The following is a 16,184-nucleotide window of genomic DNA, read 5'->3' on the forward strand; positions in this document are numbered from 1 at the left end:
CCACCCGCGGACCACGGCGGGTAGCTGAGCCTGACCGCCTGCGGCACAGTGTTCCGGCTCGCCGCCCGGGTGGGCGGCCTACGGTTGCGGGTCAGCGCCGGACTTCGACCGGCTTCCCTGTGACGCAGGCGTGTGGTTCGACCAGACTCTACTCTGCCGACGACAGACTCATCGGCCCGTAGACCTCGCGGCCGTCCTCGAGCAGGAACACCTGCCCGACGCCGCGGTCGGCCAGGTCCCGCCAGACCTCGCCCAGCCAGCTCTCCGCGTCACCCTGGGCGGAGAACTCGGCCCCGCCGACCTCGCCCGGGTCGACCAGCGCGCCGGTCGGCGTCTCGAACCGCCAGCTCCAGCTCATCAGGCCACCCGCGTCTGCGGCGAGTTCTGCGCCGTCTTGGCCGGGTCGTGCTCGACGATGTTGCCGAGCACCTCGTCGATCCGCTTCAGCAGGTCCTCCTCCAGCTTCACACCGGACGCCTGCACGTTCTCCGTGACCTGCTCGGGCCGGGAGGCGCCGATGATGGCCGAGGCGACGTTCTGGTTCTGCAGCACCCAGGCGACGGCCAGCTGGGACAGCGACAGCCCGGCCTCCTCGGCCAGCGGCTTCAGCTCCTGGACCCGGGTCAGGACGTCGTCGTTGAGGAACCGCTTGATCATGTTGGCGCCGTTGGCGTCGGTCGCCCGGGACCCCTCCGGCGGCTGCGCACCCGGCAGGTACTTCCCGGTCAGCACCCCCTGCGCGATCGGCGAGAACACCACCTGGCTGATGCCGAGCTCCTCCGAGGCCGGCACGACCTCGGCCTCGATGACGCGCCAGAGCATGCTGTACTGCGGCTGGTTCGAGACGAACGGGATGCGCAGCTCGCGGGCCAGCCGGTGGCCCTCCTGCAGCTGCTCGGCGGTCCACTCGGACACGCCGATGTACAGCGCCTTGCCCTGCCGGACGACGTCGGCGAACGCCTCCATCGTCTCCTCCAGCGGCGTCTCCGTGTCGTACCGGTGCGCCTGGTAGAGGTCGACGTAGTCGGTGCCGAGCCGCTTCAGCGAGCCGTTGATCGACTCGTGGATGTGCTTGCGGGACAGGCCGGTGTCGTTCGGTCCGCCCGGGCCGGTCGGCCAGTAGACCTTGGTGAAGATCTCCAGCGACTCGCGCCGCTCACCCGCGAGCGCCTCGCCGAGCACGGACTCGGCCTTGGTGTTCGCATACACGTCAGCGGTGTCGAACGTGGTGATGCCGGCGTCCAGCGCCGCCCGCACGCAGGCCTTGGCCTGCTCGTTCTCCACCTGGGACCCGTGCGTGAGCCAGTTCCCGTACGAGATCTCACTGACCTTCAAACCACTGTTGCCGAGATAGCGGAAGTCCATGCCCCGACCCTACCGGCTTGCCTCAGACCGGCTTCTCGCCGCGCTTCACCATCGGCTTCGGCAGCCGCCAGCGGCGCATCTGCATCGTCCGCCGGACCGCGTAGAAGCTGATGCCCTTGGAGGACTCGTTCGGGAACTTGACCCCGATCGCCTTCCGCAGCCCCGCGGTGAGCAGGAACCAGTCCGCACCGATCAGCAGGATCATCGCCAGGAAGAGCAGGTTCACCAGGCCGGCCAGCCAGGGGTACTGCGGGGAGAACACCACGCCGACCAGGGACACCACCAGGAGGACCGGCAGCGCGAACTCCATCACCGAGTACCGCGCGTCCACGTAGTCGCGGGCGAACCGCCGGACCGGGCCCTTGTCCTGGGCCGGCAGGTACCGGTCGTCGCCGGTCTGCATGGCCGCCTGCATCTTGCTGCGCTCGGTCCGCACCTTCTCCCGCCGCAGCGCCGAGGCCTCCTTGCGGTTGCGCGGCTTCTTGAAGGTGGCCTTGCGGGCCGCCTCCGCCTCGCGGCGGCTCGGCGTCGGCCGTCCCTTGCCACCCGGCTTGCCCTGGGGGTCGGCGGGTACGGTGGTATCTGTCTCAGACTTGGTACGACGGAACACGGGGTCAGAACCTCATTCGCAGGGCAGGTCAGGACTCGGGGTGGTCCCCGGACCTAGGGCCACTTTATCCGGGCCTGTCCTGATGGTGTGGTGACCCGTACGCACATAGGGTGGATGGCACGCACGCCGGGTCGTCACTCCGGCACAGAAGGGGTACGGATATCGATGAGCATCTTCAAGCGGATGTCGACGATCTTCAAGGCCAAGGCGAACTCCGCCCTGGACAAGGCCGAGGATCCTCGCGAAACCCTTGACTACTCGTATCAGAAGCAGCTGGAGCTGCTGCAGAAGGTACGGCGGGGCGTGGCCGACGTGGCCACCAGCCGTAAGCGGGTGGAGCTGCAGGCGTCCCAGCTGCAGTCCCAGTCGGCGAAGCTGCAGGAGCAGGCGCAGAAGGCGCTCTCGATGGGCCGTGAGGACCTGGCCCGGGAGGCCCTGACCCGGAAGTCCGGGCTGCAGGGCCAGATCGACGACCTGCAGACCCAGCACGCCCAGCTGCAGGGCGAGGAGGAGAAGCTCACCCTCGCCTCCCAGCGGCTGCAGGCCAAGGTCGAGTCGTTCCGGACCCGCAAGGAGACCATCAAGGCCACCTACACCGCGGCCGAGGCGCAGACCCGGATCAACGAGGCCTTCTCCGGCATCTCCGAGGAGATGAGCGACGTCGGCCTCGCGGTCCAGCGGGCCGAGGACCGGACCCAGCAGATGCAGGCCCGGGCCGGCGCGATCGACGAGCTGCTCGCCTCCGGCGCGCTCGACGACGCCACCGGCACCAACAAGGACAGCATCACGCTCGAGCTCGAGCGGATGTCGTCCGGCTCCGACGTGGAGAACGAGCTGGCCGCGATGAAGGCCCAGCTCTCCGGCGGCAGTGCGCCGAAGGAGCTCTCCGGTGAGACCCCCGCCGCCCCGGCGACCCAGCAGCAGCCTACGCAGCAGCCGGCCACCCAACCTGTCTCAGAGCCGGTGAGACCCCAGGACGGAGACGTTCGATGATCGTTCGCATCATGGGCGAAGGCCAGTGGCGACTGGCCGACGAGAAGCTGGACGCACTGAACTCGGTGGACGGCGACCTGGAGAAGGCCGTCTCCGCGGGCGACGACGCCGCGTTCCAGACCGCGTTCGCCGCCTTGCTGGACTTCGTCCGCTCCGGCGAAAAGGTGCCGGACGACGAGCTGCACGACTCCGACGCGATCCTGCCGCCGTCGGACAGCTCGCTGGCCGAGATGCGCGAGCTGATCAGCGGCGACGGCTTGATCGCCGGCTGATCACTTCAAGTAGTCGTTTCAAGACCCCCGGAGCTCGAAATTCGGCTCCGGGGGTTCTTTGTATCCCGCTTTCCGGGAGTCTGGTTGCGCGGGGGTAAACACTCGCGATCAGTGCTGTTATCAGTGGTCAGGACGTAGTACTCTCTGGATCACGCCGTTGTGGGGGCGGCGTTCGACGAGGTCCGTGACGGGGAGTGGGTTGGTCGCGGGCATCGCTTTTCACCTGTGGGGGGTGACTGTGCGTGACTGAATTTGTCATGTCCGAGGGGTTGGCCGAATCGGCTGATCTTCGGCCGGCGGTCTCGGGGGAGCGTCGCCGGCCGGTCTGGGTGGTTCCGGACGAGGTGCCGGCGATCGTGCCGCGCTCGGCCCGGTACACCGAAGCGCGCTGGGTGGCGCGGTACCGGTGGGCAGCGCTCGCCGGTGACCTGGCGGCCGCCTTCATCGGCGTCTCCGTGGCGCTGGTCGGTCGTTTCGGGGCCCAGATCAACCTCGGCTACATCCTGCTCGGCGCGGCGCTGCCGATCGCCTGGCTGGTCTGCGTGGCGCTCGAACGGGGCTACGAGACCCGGTACTTCGGCACCGGGCCGGAGGAGTTCCGCTCCATCATCCGGGCCGCGGTCGCGCTGACCGCGGTGGTCGCGATCACGTCGTACGCGACCAAGAGCCAGGTGGCTCGTGGTTTCGTCGTGCTCGCGGTCCCGATGACGTGCGCGGCGGCGATGTTCGCCCGCTGGGTGCTGCACCGGCAGATCTCCAAGCGCCGGTTCGCCGGGCGCTGCATGCGCCGGGTGCTCGTGGTCGGACGCAACGACCAGGTGACCACGCTGCGGCGGCACCTGGAGGAGCGGCCGGCCGACGGGTACGTCGTGGTCGCCAACTGCCTGCCGCGCGGCGACGCGCTGGAGGAGTCGGTCGCCGAGCACCTGCCGGACCGGCTGGGCCGGACCGAGATGGACATCCTGGCCGGCGTCGACCAGTACGACGTCGACGTGGTCGCGGTGGCCACCGATCCGGAGCTCGCCGGGCACTCGCTGCGCAAGCTGTCCTGGGCGCTCGAGCAGCGGGGCGTCGACCTGATCGTCTCGCCGGGCATCGTCGAGGTCGCCGGTCCGCGGATCTCGATCCGCCCGGTCGCCGGCCTGTCGCTGCTGCACCTGGAGCGGCCGTCGGTGAGCGGCGGACCGCACCTGATGAAGAACATCTTCGACCGGGTGGTCGGGTGCCTGATGCTGCTCGGCATCGCGCCTTTGCTGCTCGTCACCGCGGCGCTGGTGAAGCTCACCAGCAAGGGGCCGGTGCTGTTCAAGCAGACCCGGGTGGGCCGCGGTGGCGTGCCGTTCAAGATGCTGAAGTTCCGCACCATGGTGGTCGACGCCGAGGAGCGGAAGGCCGAGCTGCACGCGCTGAACGAGGGCAACGGGATCCTCTTCAAGATGCGCGACGACCCGCGCATCACGAAGGTCGGCAAGTACCTGCGGCGGTTCTCGATCGACGAGCTGCCGCAGCTGGTCAACGTGCTCCGGGGCGACATGTCCCTGGTCGGCCCGCGGCCACCGCTGCCGGCGGAGGTCGCGCAGTACGCGATCGACGACGCGCGGCGGATGCTCGTGAAGCCGGGCCTGACCGGCCTCTGGCAGGTCAGCGGTCGCAGCGACCTGACCTGGGAGGAGTCGATGCGGCTCGACCTGCGGTACGCCGACAACTGGTCGATCGCCCTGGACCTGCTCATCTTGTGGAAGACCGCGCGCGCCGTACTGGGGAGTGACGGCGCGTACTAGGCAACCGCTTCTTTCTGCCGAAGAGCGGTGAATTGATAGCTGTGCATTCCCGAGGGGGGAATTCGTGACTGTAGTACTGGACGGATCGGCCACGGCCCGATCCGAAGCCGCGACCCTGGTGATCCAGGCCGCGGACGGGGACCAGGGGGCTTGGAGCCGGCTGGTCGACCACTATGCCCGGCTCGTCTGGGCCGTTACCCGTAGCTTCCGGCTGAGCGACAGCGACGCCGCGGACGTTTCTCAGATGGTCTGGCTGCGGTTGCTCGAGCACATCCACCGCGTCGACCCGGAGCGGGTCGGTGCCTGGCTGGTCGTCACCACGCGGCGCGAGTGCCTGCGGGTGCTGGCTTTCCGCAAGCGCGTGCTGCTCACCTACGAGGACGCCGCGTTCGAGGGCGTACCGGGTGACGACCCCGAGCTGGACGCGGACCTGCTCGCCGGCGAGCGCGCCGACGACGTACGGCGGGCGCTGGAGAGCCTGCCGGACCGGTGGCAGCAGCTGCTCGGCATGCTGATGGCCGACCCGCCCGCGCCGTACGCCGAGATCTCCGCGACGATCGGTATCCCGATCGGCAGCATCGGCCCGATCCGTGGCCGCTGCCTCGACAAGCTCAGACTGCTGCTTGCCTCCTGAAGCAGCAGTCTGTACTACCTGACGACCGGTCCGTACCCGCCTACAGCAGGACCCAGGCGGTGCGGACCGGTCGTTGCGTGCTGCCCGGCCAGCGGAGCAGGAAGCTGACCAGGCGGGCCTGTCCGCCCGGGCCGCTGTTGTCGTCGCCGCGGGACTCGACCACGAACGGTCCGGACGGGGTGACCCGGAGCTCGACGGTCAGGTCGTGCCGGCCGCGGACGTCCACGTCCAGCGTGACGCCGTGACCGATGAACCGCAGTTGCCGCACGCCTTCGGTACCAGGTGCGTCGACGAGGCTGTCGAACACCAGGTCCAGTACGTCGAGGTCGCGCTCGTGCCGACCGAACGCGGCATAGCCGACCGAGCGGAGCAGTGCGATCTGCTCACCCGCGGCGCGCTCCGGAGGCCCGATCATCGTCGTCAGCGCTCCCCGAGGACCTTGACGACGCTGTCCTCGTCCTGGCCGTACGGCGCGCCCTGCCAGGCCGCCCAGTTCACCGAGTTGCCCTGTTCGTGCACCATGAACTTCCACGGCCCGCTGTAGGTGTTCGAGAAGAACCGGTTGCCCTGGTGGAAGGTGATCGCGTCCTCGACGGTCCGGGCCTTGTACGGCGACCACTCCGGGAACGTGCCCCAGTTGGAGAAGATGCCGTTGTAGCCGCAGCCGCTCCGGGACGCGCACCGGGCGCCGAGCACGGCCGGGTTCAGGTTGAACACGTTGTCGTGCACGCGCACGTTCTGCGTCTTCCAGCGGCAGTCGCCGAGGTAGGGCTGGGTGCGGATCGTGCTGGCGTTGCAGGTCGTGGTGGTGACCACGGACGGGTTCACCAGCGTGCCGGAACCGGTGCTGGTGTTGGCCGCGGAGCCGGCGAACCGGTCCGCGTTCTCCCAGAGGATCACGCCGGACCAGTTGTCGGTGAAGACGTTGCCGCTGACCTCGAAGGTCTGGTTGTACATTCCCGGCACCCGCTTGTCCGCGCCGGACTCGGACAGGTACAGCGCCGGCGCCGGGAAGCCCTCGTTGTCCGGGCCCTTGCGGAGCCCGTTGCGGAGGAAGGTGTTGGCCCGGATCGCGGCGTTGTAGCTGGTCTCGAAGATCATCCCCTCGGCCACGTTGTCGGCGATGTAGTTGCCCTCCACCGCGAACGCCGAGTTGTTCGTGTCGGCCCACATCCCCGGGCCGTTGTTCTCGTGGATGTAGTTCGCGCGGACGACGGCGCCGGCCACCGACCAGAACTTGCCGCCGCCGGTGCATCCGCAGCCGGGCCGCAGGTTCTCCCAGTCGTCGGTGTTGTTGCCGGTGATCTCGTTGCCCTGGATAGTGATGCTGGCGACCCGGCCCGGGTTGTAGGCGTTGAAGCCGTACTGCCCGTTGTCGCGCAGGCAGTTGCCCTTGAGCACGTTCCGGGTGCCGATCATCACGCCGGCGCCGGCGTTGTGCTGGACGGTGTTGCCCTCGATCACCCACCCGGTCGCGGAGTCGTGGTTGACCACACCCTCGTCGTTGTTGCCCTTGGCCTTGCCGAAGTTCTGGATGGTCAGGTTCCGGATCACCACGTCGGTGGCGTAGCCGGTGAACGCGTACTTGTTCCGGTTTGCGCCGTCCAGGATCGCGCCGGGCGCGCCGAGGTACTGGTTGCCCTGCTTCGGGATCACCTGGACGAACGCGCCGTTGCTGAGCCGGTGCCGACCGGGCATCAGCCAGAACGTCGTACCGGCCGGATGGTGCGAGGTCAGGTCCTGCAGGTTGTCGGTGAGGCCGACGACGACAGCGCCGGCCGGGGCGGTCGCCGTACCGGACAGGGCCTTGGTGTTGCCGCAGACCTTGACCGGCGGTGCGGTCGGCGCCTTGAGCGGCGCGGAGGCCTGGGCGGTCGGCTTGCCCGGGTCTGCTGACTTCTTGTTCGTCCCGCCGTCGGCGACCACGGCGGCCACCGACAGGGCCCCGGCCAGAACGAGCGCGACTCCGCCGCCGACGAGGACACGTCGCCGGCGGTACCACGGCGTGCCTCGGCCGGAGACCGGCGGGGACGGGACGCGCTGTTCCATGGTTTTTCCTTCGGGGGGCCTGGCGGGCGGGTGGCTGCGGCGGCTAACGACGGGGGTTCGCGATCGCGAACCGGTACACGTCGACCAGCTGCCCCAGGTTGCGCTGTGGGTCGTGCTTGGACTCGTACGTCGAACGGGCGTTGCGGCCCAGTTCGTCGTACCGGTCGGGGGCGGCGTCCACGTCGAGCAGCAGCTTGGCCAGCTCGGCCGGACGGCCCGGATCGAACAACGCTCCGTCGACGCCGTCGGTGATGAGCTCGGGGAACGATCCGTGGCGGGTCGCCAGCAGCGGTACGCCGACCGCCATCGCCTCGACCACCACCAGGCCGAACGTCTCCTCCCATTCCGACGGCAGCACCACCGCGCGGGACTCGCCGATCAGCTTGAACACGTCCGGCTTGCTCATCAGCCCGCGGAGCTCGACCGACGGCCGGTCGGCGGCCCACGCGGTCACCTCCTCGAGCATCGGCCCGCCACCGGCGATCACCAGGCGCAGCGCGTCGTCACCCGCGACCTCGCGGTAGGCGTCCCAGCCCTTCATCAGCAGCGGAGCGCCCTTGGCCGCGTCCAGCCGGCCGACGTACGTCACCTGGCGCAGCTTGTCCGCGCCGGCGAGCGGTCCGTCGTACGGGACGTAGTTGTAGCGGACGAAGCTGCGGTCCTCGTCGAAGTCCATGCCGGCCAGCAGCTTGCGCTGCGAGTCCGAGACGAACAGGTACGCCGACACCAGGTTCTGCCAGGTACGGCGGTGCGACCTGGTGTTCAGTACGGTCGTTGCCGTGGCCAGCCGGGAGCCGCGGTAGCAGCTGTGCTGGACCGCCGGGACCGGACTGCCGCCGGCGCAGTCGTGGCAGACCTTCCCGTCGCGCAGGAAGTCACCGCTCGCGCAGAGCAGCTTGTAGTTGTGCAGCGTGATGACGATCGGTACGCCGGCGTCGCGGCAGGCGTAGAGCACGGACGGGCTGAGCACCGGGAACGTGTTGTGGACGTGCACGACGTCCGGCCGGAACTCGCGCAGGGTGGCGGCCAGGTCCTTCTTGGAGGCCGGGTTCCACACCACACGGGCGGGCAGGGTGGCCTTCTTCCAGGCCGGCCACTCCTCGATCTCGTCGCTCTGCCGCTCGAACAGCCGGACCTCGTGACCGAGCGCGGCGAGTGCCTCGTGCTCCTGGTCGACGACCCGGTTCTCGCCGCTCGGTGCGGTCGACCGGTACCTGTTGTGCACCAGCAGGATCTTCATGCGGCACCTTCCCGAGCGGATCTGGGGTACACGAGCGTCGCTGCGAGCGTGAGCTCCAGCAGGTACGGCGATGCCTCGCTCAGACCGGTTTCGGTGAACGACGCGACCACGCAGTACGCGACCAGGAACAGCGCCAGCGCCCGGCGCGGGCCCTGCGGCGTGAACCACGCGCAGACGAAGACGAACAGCACCATGGCGATGCAGAACGCCATGCCGAGCGCCCCGACGTCGTAGTACGTGCCGAGCCAGTTGCTGTCGATCGGCAGCCCGTTGAAGGACTTGTTGGAGAGGCCGAAGCCGAAGAGCGTCTCCCAGGTCGACCGCTTCTGCGCGAGGATCGAGTCCCACACCGCGCGCCGGCCGGTCAGTGCGCCCAGTTGGTCCGCGTCCTGGCCGCGCGCCAGCCAGGTGGTGACGACCGAGCCCAGGGTCAGTGCGCCCATCGAGAACACGCCGATCGCGATCGCGAAGAACTTGCGCACCCTGGACCGGTAGGTGAACAGGCTGAGCCCACCGACGATCGCTCCGGCCAGCAGCGCGACCAGTGCGGTCCGGGTGTGCGTCAGCAGCAGCACCGGCACGCAGACGATCACACTGGCCATCGCGACCTCTCGTCTGAGCAGTCCCGCCATCCACAGCACCGCGGTGAGGCCGATGGCCATCGCGGAGTAGTGGCCGGCCTGTGTCGGTGGGATCGGCCAGAGGATGCCGGCCAGGCGGTTGTCCGCCATCGCCGTACCGGGTGCGACGAGCAGACCGATGGCGACCGAACCGACGATTGCCCACAGCACCTTCAGGTGCGTGCGGACCAGCAGCAGGTCCTTGCGGGTCCACCAGGGCGAGAGCATCCACAGCACGGCGACGAACAGGAACAGCCGGCCGGACCGGTAGAGCGCACCGATCAGGAACTCCGCCCGCAGGCTGGAGAGGATCGCCTCGGTGACCAGCAGCGTGGCCAGGAAGATGTAGATGCTGGGCCGGATCCGGGCCGGCCGGTTGACCGTCAGGATCAGCAGCGCCCCGACGAGCAGCGAGCCCTGGGCGATCAGCTTCCCGAGCGAGCCGGGGATCGGCAGGATCAGCCGCGAGTCCGGGAAGAACGTCAGCACGTTGAGCACCAGCATGGCCCAGACCAGCTGGACCCGGCGGCGCCGCCGCACCTCCGGAGCGACCGCCCGGAACCCCGGCTTCGGCCCCAGCCGGGTCCGGATGGTCGCGAGCGAAGTGCTCATCGGGAGAACATCTCGAGGTCGACGGCCGACGCCGGGATCGACGCCTCCGCGTCGGCGACCCCTACGCCCTCGTCGGTGCGGTCCGCGTGCAGCACGATGGCCGTGTCGATCTCCAGCCCGGCCAGTCGCAGCATCTCGCCGGTGGCGCGGATCTTCGTCGACGTCGACTTGCCGGCGGTCACCACGACCGCTGCCCGCGACGCCCAGCTGCCGAGGTGGTCGGCGCCGATGGCGGGGGACAGGGTGGTCAGGGTGAGGACCAGGTCGGCGACGTCCCAGGCCGCGTCGAGCTGTAGGTCGTCACCCTCGCCGTCCGGCCGGTTGTTCTCGCCCAGCCGCAGGTAGCAGCCCTCGGGCGGCAGACCGCCGCGCTCAGGCAGAAACACGTCGATCCGGCGTCCCGGCTCGCTGAAGCGCGAGTCGTGCGTACCGGCTTCCTTCACGCCGAGCTTGGCGGCCAGCGCACCGGTGTCCGTCAGGTCGGCGACGAGCACGTGCTTGCCCTGCTCGGCCAGCATGACGGCCAGCGACGCGACCGCGAGCGAGCAGGCCGGTACGTCGTCGACGCTGACCACCGCGAGCGCCGGCGTCGGGCGCTTGGTCCAGATGATCCGCTGGCTCAGGTGCTGCGCGAGCAGCCGGATCTGCTTGTTCCGGGACTGCGACCCGCGCAGTACGCCGGCGAACGGACGCCACAGCCGCGGCGGGCGACCGGTGCTGAGCCGGACCCGCGCACCGAGCGCGGTGGAGATGTCCTGCCGCTTCCACAGCCGGTCGGAGATCAGCGCCCGGATGATCACGAACCCGAGGCCGATGAACAGGCCGCCGAGCAGGCCGATGGCGGCGTCCAGCACCAGCGTCCGCTTGGCCGACACCTTCACCGGCGACGGCGCGTCGAGCATCCGGCTGCTGTTCATCTTCGCCGCGGTCGTGGTCAGGTCGAGCAGCTGCTGCTGGACGAACCGCACCTTGTCCATCGCGGCGTTGTACTTCGTCATCTCCGCGCTGTTCGGGTGCTTCGGGTTGTCCGGGGTGTCGCCGGACGCGATGATCGCCTGCTTGGCGAGGTCGGCCTCGTTCTGCGCCGAGGTCAGGTCCTTGCGGACCGGGCCGTCGTCCAGGCCGATCTGCTCGCGCCGGAAGATCAGGTAGGTCTGCGCGATGATCGTGGCCAGCTTGGTGGCGTCGTCGTCGGTCTTGGCCGTCGCCTTGATCTCCATCACCCGGTCGGTCAGCGTGGTCGCGGTGTACGACCCGAGCAGGTCGTCCGGCGTCTCCGGCAGGTTCAGCAACGCGATCGTCCGCTCGGCCACGGTCCGCGTGGTGGCCAGGCTGACCTCGGTCGCCATCGCCTTCACCGGGTCGTCGCCCTCGCGGGTGGTGATCAGCAGCCGGGCCGAGGCCTGGTGCGGCGTCGGCAGCGCGAAGAACGTCGCCAGTCCACCGGTGAAGCCGAGGATCGCGAGTGCGAGCCACAGCCGCATGTGCCGGACCGCGGCGTCCCGGATGAACCGGAACGTGACCAGGCTGTCCGGCGGGTACGAGGTCGACCTGTCGTCGTCGAACAGGCCGTCGCTGTCCTCCACCCAGCCCGGGGTGCTGCTGACCGGCTCCGAGAACTGCTGGTTCGTCATCGCGTCCGCCTTGCCGTACCGGTGAGCAGCGTGGGAAGCCTCGAGCCGCCGCGGCGCTGCGCCTGCGCGACCCGTCCGATGGTGCGGTCGAACGGATCCGGATCCGTGACCACCATGCCGTCGATGGTGCGGTCGTCCTGGACCGTCGCCACCGCCAGCCGGGCGAGCTCCTCGGCGGTCACGGTGCCGGCCGAGAGCGCGATGATGGTGCGCGTCGTGTGCTCGGTCCCGTCCAGGTGCGGGGCCTCCCGGTCGACCAGCACCAGGTGGATCTCCAGCGACACCGAGTTGGACGGCTTGTCGTGGTGCTGGTCGATGACCAGCGACGTGGAGATGCCGACCGAGCCGGCGAACGCCGCCAGCTGCGGGCCGAGCGGCCGGGCCTTGTCGTCGTCGGCGAACGAGATGACGGTCAGCGAGGCCGGCTGGCCGCTCTTCAGGTCCAGGGCCAGGTTGTGGAGGGTCTTGCGGAGCGCCCAGGCGTCGACCGCGGTCGGTGCGTAGTGCTCGAGCAGGTTGGCCCAGTCGGACGGGTCGGTCGCGCGGTACGACGAGACCGAGGCCAGGATCGGCAGCCCGACCGCGTCGGCGATCTCGTCGCGCAGCCGGAGCCGGCGGTCGCCGCGGACCCGGGCCAGCACGATGATCGCGCCGAGGATCGCGCCGAGCAGGGCGCCGAGACCGCCGTAGATGCCGGTGTGCACGAGCTTGTTGCCGCCGTGCGCGTTGGCCGCCTCCTCGAGCATCCGGGCGCCGGTCCGCTTGCCGAGGTCACCCGGCAGCTTCTGGTCGGTGGTGACGAACACCAGGTAGACCCGGGCGACCGCGTTGGCCAGCTGGGTGGCCTGGCCGGCCGTGGTGCCCTGGGCGTCGATCCGGATGACGTCCTCGGTGACGGCGGTCGCCGTGACCCGGCCGCGCACCACGTCGGTGGACAGCGCCGGGTTGAGGTTCTGGCCGGCGCTGTTGAGCACCGGACCGCTCTCCGCGATGTACACCTGGGTGTCGATGCTCTGGCTGCCGGCGGTCGAGCCCGCGGCCGACGAAGGCGGCGGCGGGAGGACGACGAGTGCGGCGGCGCTGTACATCGGCGGTACCAGGAACGCATAGCCGATCCCGGCCAGCAGACCAACAGCGGCCACCACACCCACCAGGAGACGGTGCCGCCGTATTGCTTGCCAGGATTTCTTGACGTCGAGCTGCTGTGCGCTCACAGGGCCCCCTCCAGAGCGAACGTCGAGCGGTTCGGGTTATAAGAGGGGGCGGGAACTAGCGGTGATACACGTTCTGGAAGGCAAAAGTGCTGGTCGCGGGCAGGTCCGGAGTGATCGCACCGGTTCCGACCAGGGTGGTGCTGGGGACCTTCTGACCGAATCGCGGTGAGTACCAGCCCAGCAACGGATCGTCGCCGCCGCGGTGTGTGGTCCAGCGCAGTGCGACCGGCAGCTGTACGTTCGCGGACCCGCTGGGCCACGTCAGGCGGGCCTCGATCCCGTCCAGCTCGACAGACACCTCCGGACCGAGATGCCAGGCGATCCGTACGTCGGCCGTCACATCCAGACGGTCCTCGACGCGCAGTACGCCGTCCTGCAGCGTGGCGATCCGCCGGTGGGTGACCGGGGCGTCGCCGGTGCGATAGCCGTCGTGCTCGGCGTCCCACGTGGTCCCGTCGTACCCCAGGATCTTGCCTGTCGCGCCGCGCAACCAGAGGAACGGCCCACCCCAGATGGACTGCTCAGCACCGGCGACCTCGACCGTGTTGTGGCCGATGGTGGAGCGGAAGTAGTTCCGCCACTCCTCCTCGCCGTGGTAGCAGTACGTGCCGGGGTCCGCGAGTACGTCGACACCGCCGACGCGCACCTCCAACGACAGCGCGTCGCAGTGCGCGTGCGCCGCAATGGAGAGGAAGCCGTGCGGACCTGCGTCGGCGCGGCACCAGATGTCGTTGCTGCGCAGGATGGTCAGGCCGGCGTCGGCGAAGTGATCCGGTCGCTCAGCAGGCCGGTCTGCCCGCTTGCCGTCGATCAGAGCGCCGACGATGACCGAGGTGGTGCTCACTGGCGTCTCTGGCCACCAGGGTGCGCGGCCGACGACCGCGGCACCGAGCGCGAGGTACGGACCCCAGCTGTGGACGTTCGGTGGGTCCAGGACGAGGACCATGCCTTCGTCGTCGTCACCCTGTCGCGGCGGGCGCAGGGTCTCGTCGACGATGGCGGCCGCTACGTCGACGGTGCGGGTCAGCAGTGCCCAGGTGCGTTCGCTGAGCGGGTGACCAGCGCTGTCTGCTTCCAGAGCGGCGTACAGCCCCAGCTCCGAGACGAAGCGGTGATAGTCGCTCGCCAGCTCGCGGTTGACCCCGGACGGGAACGTGTTGGCGTCCAGCTCCTTCTCCAGCAGGGCTGCGGCGTCGTCGCGCCAGCGAGCACTGCTGGTGAACCAGGGGAACGCGCAGGCGCCGACGAGCTGTCCGGCAGCTTCGGCGATCACATGGTTGTTGGCCGAGGAGCCGTGGCTCTGGAACGCGGACAGGTAGCGCTGGTGCCAGTAGATCTGCTGCAGCGCCAACTGGTTGTGCTCGAACAGGTCGGTGATGTCCGGCCAGTCGTTCAGCAGGCGGCGGATCCACGTCCAGCTGATCAGCCTGATGCCGACCTCGATTCCGCTGGCCCAGTGCACGCCGGACAGGAACGGGTTCGACCGCCACCAGTCGTTGAGGTGGTCGGCGACGCGTTCGGCGTACCTGTCGTCGTGCGTCACGTACCAGGCGGCAGCCAGCTGGGTCAGGTGGTGGTGGCGGGACAGCTCCCACACCTGCTTGATGTTGCCGACCGCGTCCTCGTTGCGGTGGTTCAGCTTGAAGACGTACTGCGCCGGGTCCGAGCGGCGGCCGGTGACCGGGTCGCGGAACCAGTCCGGCTTCTCCAGGTCGGTCCGGTCGACGCCGAGCACCTCGAGCCGGCCGGCCATGATCGCGTCGGCGGTGGCGACGACGGACTTGCGCGTCTCTTCGGGTACGGCGCAGGCGGTGTGCGGCGGGAGCGTCGTACCGAAGGTCAGTTCCTTGTGCAGCGGGAGGTCGACGGCCGCGGTCTGCCCAGGCCGCACTTGGTGTGCGGCCCAGGCAGTACGGCGTCCGGTGTCGCGTGCGCGCCAGACGAGTTCGGTGGGGGACATCCGGCGCAGGCGGCGGACGTACCAGCCCAGGGGCTGGCGGGTCACACCTTCTCCGGCTTACCGCTGGCCAAGCTACGGTCGACTGCGATCGTGGCTCGGGTCGTGGCGACCAGAGAGTCGAACGGGATCGGCATCGGGCTGCCGGTCTTCACGGCCTGGACGAAGGCCTCGAGCTCGGTCTTCTGGCCCTTGTCGGTGCCGCGGACCTTCTTGGTGGACGGCTTCCGCCCGGCCCACACCGACGCGCTCTGGAAGTTGTCCAGCCGCCCGTTGCGGCCGCCGCCGGTGATGTCGATCGTCTCCTTCGGGAAGCGGCTGTTCCCGCCACCGACGTAGCTGATCGTGCCGACGGATCCGTTCGCGAACCGGAGGGTGATCAGGACGTCACCGGTCTCTGGACCGGGTACGGCGTACACCTCGGTCGGCAGGCTGTCCAGCCACCAGCTCACCGTGTCGATGAAGTGCCCGCCTTCACCCGCGAACCGGGACCCTTCCTTGCCCGCGTCGAGGTACCAGCTGGTGGAGTCGAGCTTGCCCGCATTCACCAGGTACCGGACCGAGGTCCCGCCGACGTCACCGAACCGTCCCCTGAGGTCGGTCAGCAACGGTGCGAACCGCCGGTTGAACCCCACCATCAACCGATCGTTGCCGGTAGCATCCACCGTCGCCACGATCCGGTCCAGCTCGTCATCGGTCAGCGCCAACGGCTTCTCGACGAACACCGCCTTCCCGGTCTCCAACGCCCGGCACGCCAACTCCGCATGCGAACTGTGCCGAGTCACCACGAACAACGCGTCCAGCTCAGCGTTCAGCACCGCGTCAGCATCAGTAGACACAGCCCGAAAACCAAACCGCCGCTGAGCATTCGCCGCCGACAAAGACTTGTTGGTAGCCACATGAGCCAGCACGACGTCCTGATTACCCTGCAGATGAGGCAACAACATGCTGGACGCGTAATTCCCCGCACCAACGAACCCGAGCCGCACGACGCCGGCGGAAGCCGGCCCACCGGCCGGCTCCCGCCGGCGGGACGCAGGGACGGAGGCCCCGAGACCCTCCTGCTTTTCCGCGGTCGACCCCGCGCGGGGGGGCCGGGGGGCCGCCGGCGGGGGGGTGGGGGAGAGGGGGGCCCCGCCGGGGGGGGGGGGGTGGGGGAAAAAAAAAAAACCGAAAGAAGAGGGGGGGGGGCCCCCCCGCGCC

General features: G+C 69.4%; 15 protein-coding genes and 1 riboswitch. Of the genes, 4 read left to right on the forward strand and 11 right to left on the reverse strand.

Annotated elements, in window-relative coordinates:
* Nucleotides 1-48 precede the first annotated feature (48 nt).
* Nucleotides 49-117: riboswitch (cobalamin riboswitch) on the reverse strand.
* A gap of 31 nt (nt 118-148) precedes the next feature.
* The 3 genes from AB0E69_RS40835 to AB0E69_RS40845 are packed head-to-tail and all read right to left on the reverse strand — an operon-like array spanning nt 149 to nt 1,975.
* Nucleotides 149-358 (reverse strand): hypothetical protein, encoded by a 210-nt coding sequence (locus AB0E69_RS40835; protein WP_360159710.1) that lies wholly within the window; start codon nt 356-358, stop codon nt 149-151.
* Nucleotides 358-1,365, reverse strand: a complete 1,008-nt coding sequence (locus tag AB0E69_RS40840; RefSeq protein ID WP_360159712.1) for an aldo/keto reductase family protein — start codon at nt 1,363-1,365, stop codon at nt 358-360. The genes AB0E69_RS40835 and AB0E69_RS40840 overlap by 1 nt, the downstream gene beginning before the upstream one ends.
* Before the next feature lie 22 nt (nt 1,366-1,387).
* Nucleotides 1,388-1,975 (reverse strand): DUF3043 domain-containing protein, encoded by a 588-nt coding sequence (locus AB0E69_RS40845; RefSeq protein WP_360159714.1) that lies wholly within the window; start codon nt 1,973-1,975, stop codon nt 1,388-1,390.
* Nucleotides 1,976-2,140: 165 nt separating this feature from the next.
* On the opposite strand from AB0E69_RS40845, the gene AB0E69_RS40850 reads away from it, so the two are divergent.
* From AB0E69_RS40850 to AB0E69_RS40865, 4 genes are all read left to right on the forward strand, one after another.
* Nucleotides 2,141-2,968, forward strand: a complete 828-nt coding sequence (locus AB0E69_RS40850; RefSeq protein ID WP_360159716.1) for a PspA/IM30 family protein — start codon at nt 2,141-2,143, stop codon at nt 2,966-2,968.
* Entirely contained in the window at nt 2,965-3,240 is a 276-nt protein-coding gene (locus tag AB0E69_RS40855) for a hypothetical protein (protein WP_360159718.1), read from the forward strand. The genes AB0E69_RS40850 and AB0E69_RS40855 overlap by 4 nt, the downstream gene beginning before the upstream one ends.
* A gap of 242 nt (nt 3,241-3,482) precedes the next feature.
* Nucleotides 3,483-5,021, forward strand: coding sequence for a sugar transferase (locus AB0E69_RS40860; RefSeq protein WP_360159720.1), 1,539 nt, complete (start codon nt 3,483-3,485; stop codon nt 5,019-5,021).
* Nucleotides 5,022-5,085: 64 nt separating this feature from the next.
* Nucleotides 5,086-5,655: a sigma-70 family RNA polymerase sigma factor gene (locus AB0E69_RS40865; protein ID WP_360159722.1), complete on the forward strand. Its 570-nt coding sequence runs from the start codon at nt 5,086-5,088 to the stop codon at nt 5,653-5,655.
* 40 nt (nt 5,656-5,695) lie between these two features.
* Here AB0E69_RS40865 and AB0E69_RS40870 read toward each other — a convergent pair whose 3' ends face one another.
* From AB0E69_RS40870 to AB0E69_RS40905, 8 genes are read right to left on the reverse strand one after another with little or no spacing between them, the layout of a single operon-like run.
* A complete protein-coding gene (locus AB0E69_RS40870; RefSeq protein ID WP_360159724.1) occupies nt 5,696-6,070 on the reverse strand; it encodes a hypothetical protein in 375 nt (124 codons plus the stop codon).
* Between the two features lie 5 nt (nt 6,071-6,075).
* Nucleotides 6,076-7,704 (reverse strand): right-handed parallel beta-helix repeat-containing protein, encoded by a 1,629-nt coding sequence (locus AB0E69_RS40875; RefSeq protein WP_360159726.1) that lies wholly within the window; start codon nt 7,702-7,704, stop codon nt 6,076-6,078.
* Nucleotides 7,705-7,747: 43 nt separating this feature from the next.
* Nucleotides 7,748-8,944: a glycosyltransferase gene (locus AB0E69_RS40880; RefSeq protein ID WP_360159728.1), complete on the reverse strand. Its 1,197-nt coding sequence runs from the start codon at nt 8,942-8,944 to the stop codon at nt 7,748-7,750.
* Nucleotides 8,941-10,176 (reverse strand): hypothetical protein, encoded by a 1,236-nt coding sequence (locus AB0E69_RS40885; RefSeq protein WP_360159730.1) that lies wholly within the window; start codon nt 10,174-10,176, stop codon nt 8,941-8,943. The genes AB0E69_RS40880 and AB0E69_RS40885 overlap by 4 nt, the downstream gene beginning before the upstream one ends.
* Nucleotides 10,173-11,810: a hypothetical protein gene (locus AB0E69_RS40890; RefSeq protein WP_360159732.1), complete on the reverse strand. Its 1,638-nt coding sequence runs from the start codon at nt 11,808-11,810 to the stop codon at nt 10,173-10,175. The genes AB0E69_RS40885 and AB0E69_RS40890 overlap by 4 nt, the downstream gene beginning before the upstream one ends.
* Nucleotides 11,807-13,024 carry a Wzz/FepE/Etk N-terminal domain-containing protein gene (locus AB0E69_RS40895; RefSeq protein ID WP_360159734.1) on the reverse strand — a complete coding sequence of 406 codons (1,218 nt, stop codon included), beginning with the start codon at nt 13,022-13,024 and terminating at the stop codon, nt 11,807-11,809. Before AB0E69_RS40895 ends, AB0E69_RS40890 begins: the two co-directional genes overlap by 4 nt.
* A 55-nt stretch (nt 13,025-13,079) precedes the next feature.
* A complete protein-coding gene (locus AB0E69_RS40900; RefSeq protein ID WP_360159736.1) occupies nt 13,080-15,029 on the reverse strand; it encodes an alginate lyase family protein in 1,950 nt (649 codons plus the stop codon).
* Nucleotides 15,026-15,970 (reverse strand): Gfo/Idh/MocA family oxidoreductase, encoded by a 945-nt coding sequence (locus tag AB0E69_RS40905; protein WP_360159738.1) that lies wholly within the window; start codon nt 15,968-15,970, stop codon nt 15,026-15,028. Before AB0E69_RS40905 ends, AB0E69_RS40900 begins: the two co-directional genes overlap by 4 nt.
* Between the last annotated feature and the right edge of the window lie 214 nt (nt 15,971-16,184).

Origin of the sequence: Kribbella sp. NPDC026611 (assembly GCF_040638345.1) — a bacterium.
In the GTDB taxonomy this organism is placed as follows: domain Bacteria; phylum Actinomycetota; class Actinomycetes; order Propionibacteriales; family Kribbellaceae; genus Kribbella.

Coding starts and splice junctions, on each gene's coding strand:
- AB0E69_RS40835 (WP_360159710.1), bottom strand. CDS start 358: ATGAGCTGGAGCTGGCGGTTCGAGACGCCGACCGGCGCGCTGGTCGAC.
- AB0E69_RS40840 (WP_360159712.1), bottom strand. CDS start 1,365: ATGGACTTCCGCTATCTCGGCAACAGTGGTTTGAAGGTCAGTGAGATC.
- AB0E69_RS40850 (WP_360159716.1), top strand. CDS start 2,141: ATGAGCATCTTCAAGCGGATGTCGACGATCTTCAAGGCCAAGGCGAAC.
- AB0E69_RS40855 (WP_360159718.1), top strand. CDS start 2,965: ATGATCGTTCGCATCATGGGCGAAGGCCAGTGGCGACTGGCCGACGAG.
- AB0E69_RS40870 (WP_360159724.1), bottom strand. CDS start 6,070: ATGATCGGGCCTCCGGAGCGCGCCGCGGGTGAGCAGATCGCACTGCTC.
- AB0E69_RS40875 (WP_360159726.1), bottom strand. CDS start 7,704: ATGGAACAGCGCGTCCCGTCCCCGCCGGTCTCCGGCCGAGGCACGCCG.
- AB0E69_RS40880 (WP_360159728.1), bottom strand. CDS start 8,944: ATGAAGATCCTGCTGGTGCACAACAGGTACCGGTCGACCGCACCGAGC.
- AB0E69_RS40885 (WP_360159730.1), bottom strand. CDS start 10,176: ATGAGCACTTCGCTCGCGACCATCCGGACCCGGCTGGGGCCGAAGCCG.
- AB0E69_RS40890 (WP_360159732.1), bottom strand. CDS start 11,810: ATGACGAACCAGCAGTTCTCGGAGCCGGTCAGCAGCACCCCGGGCTGG.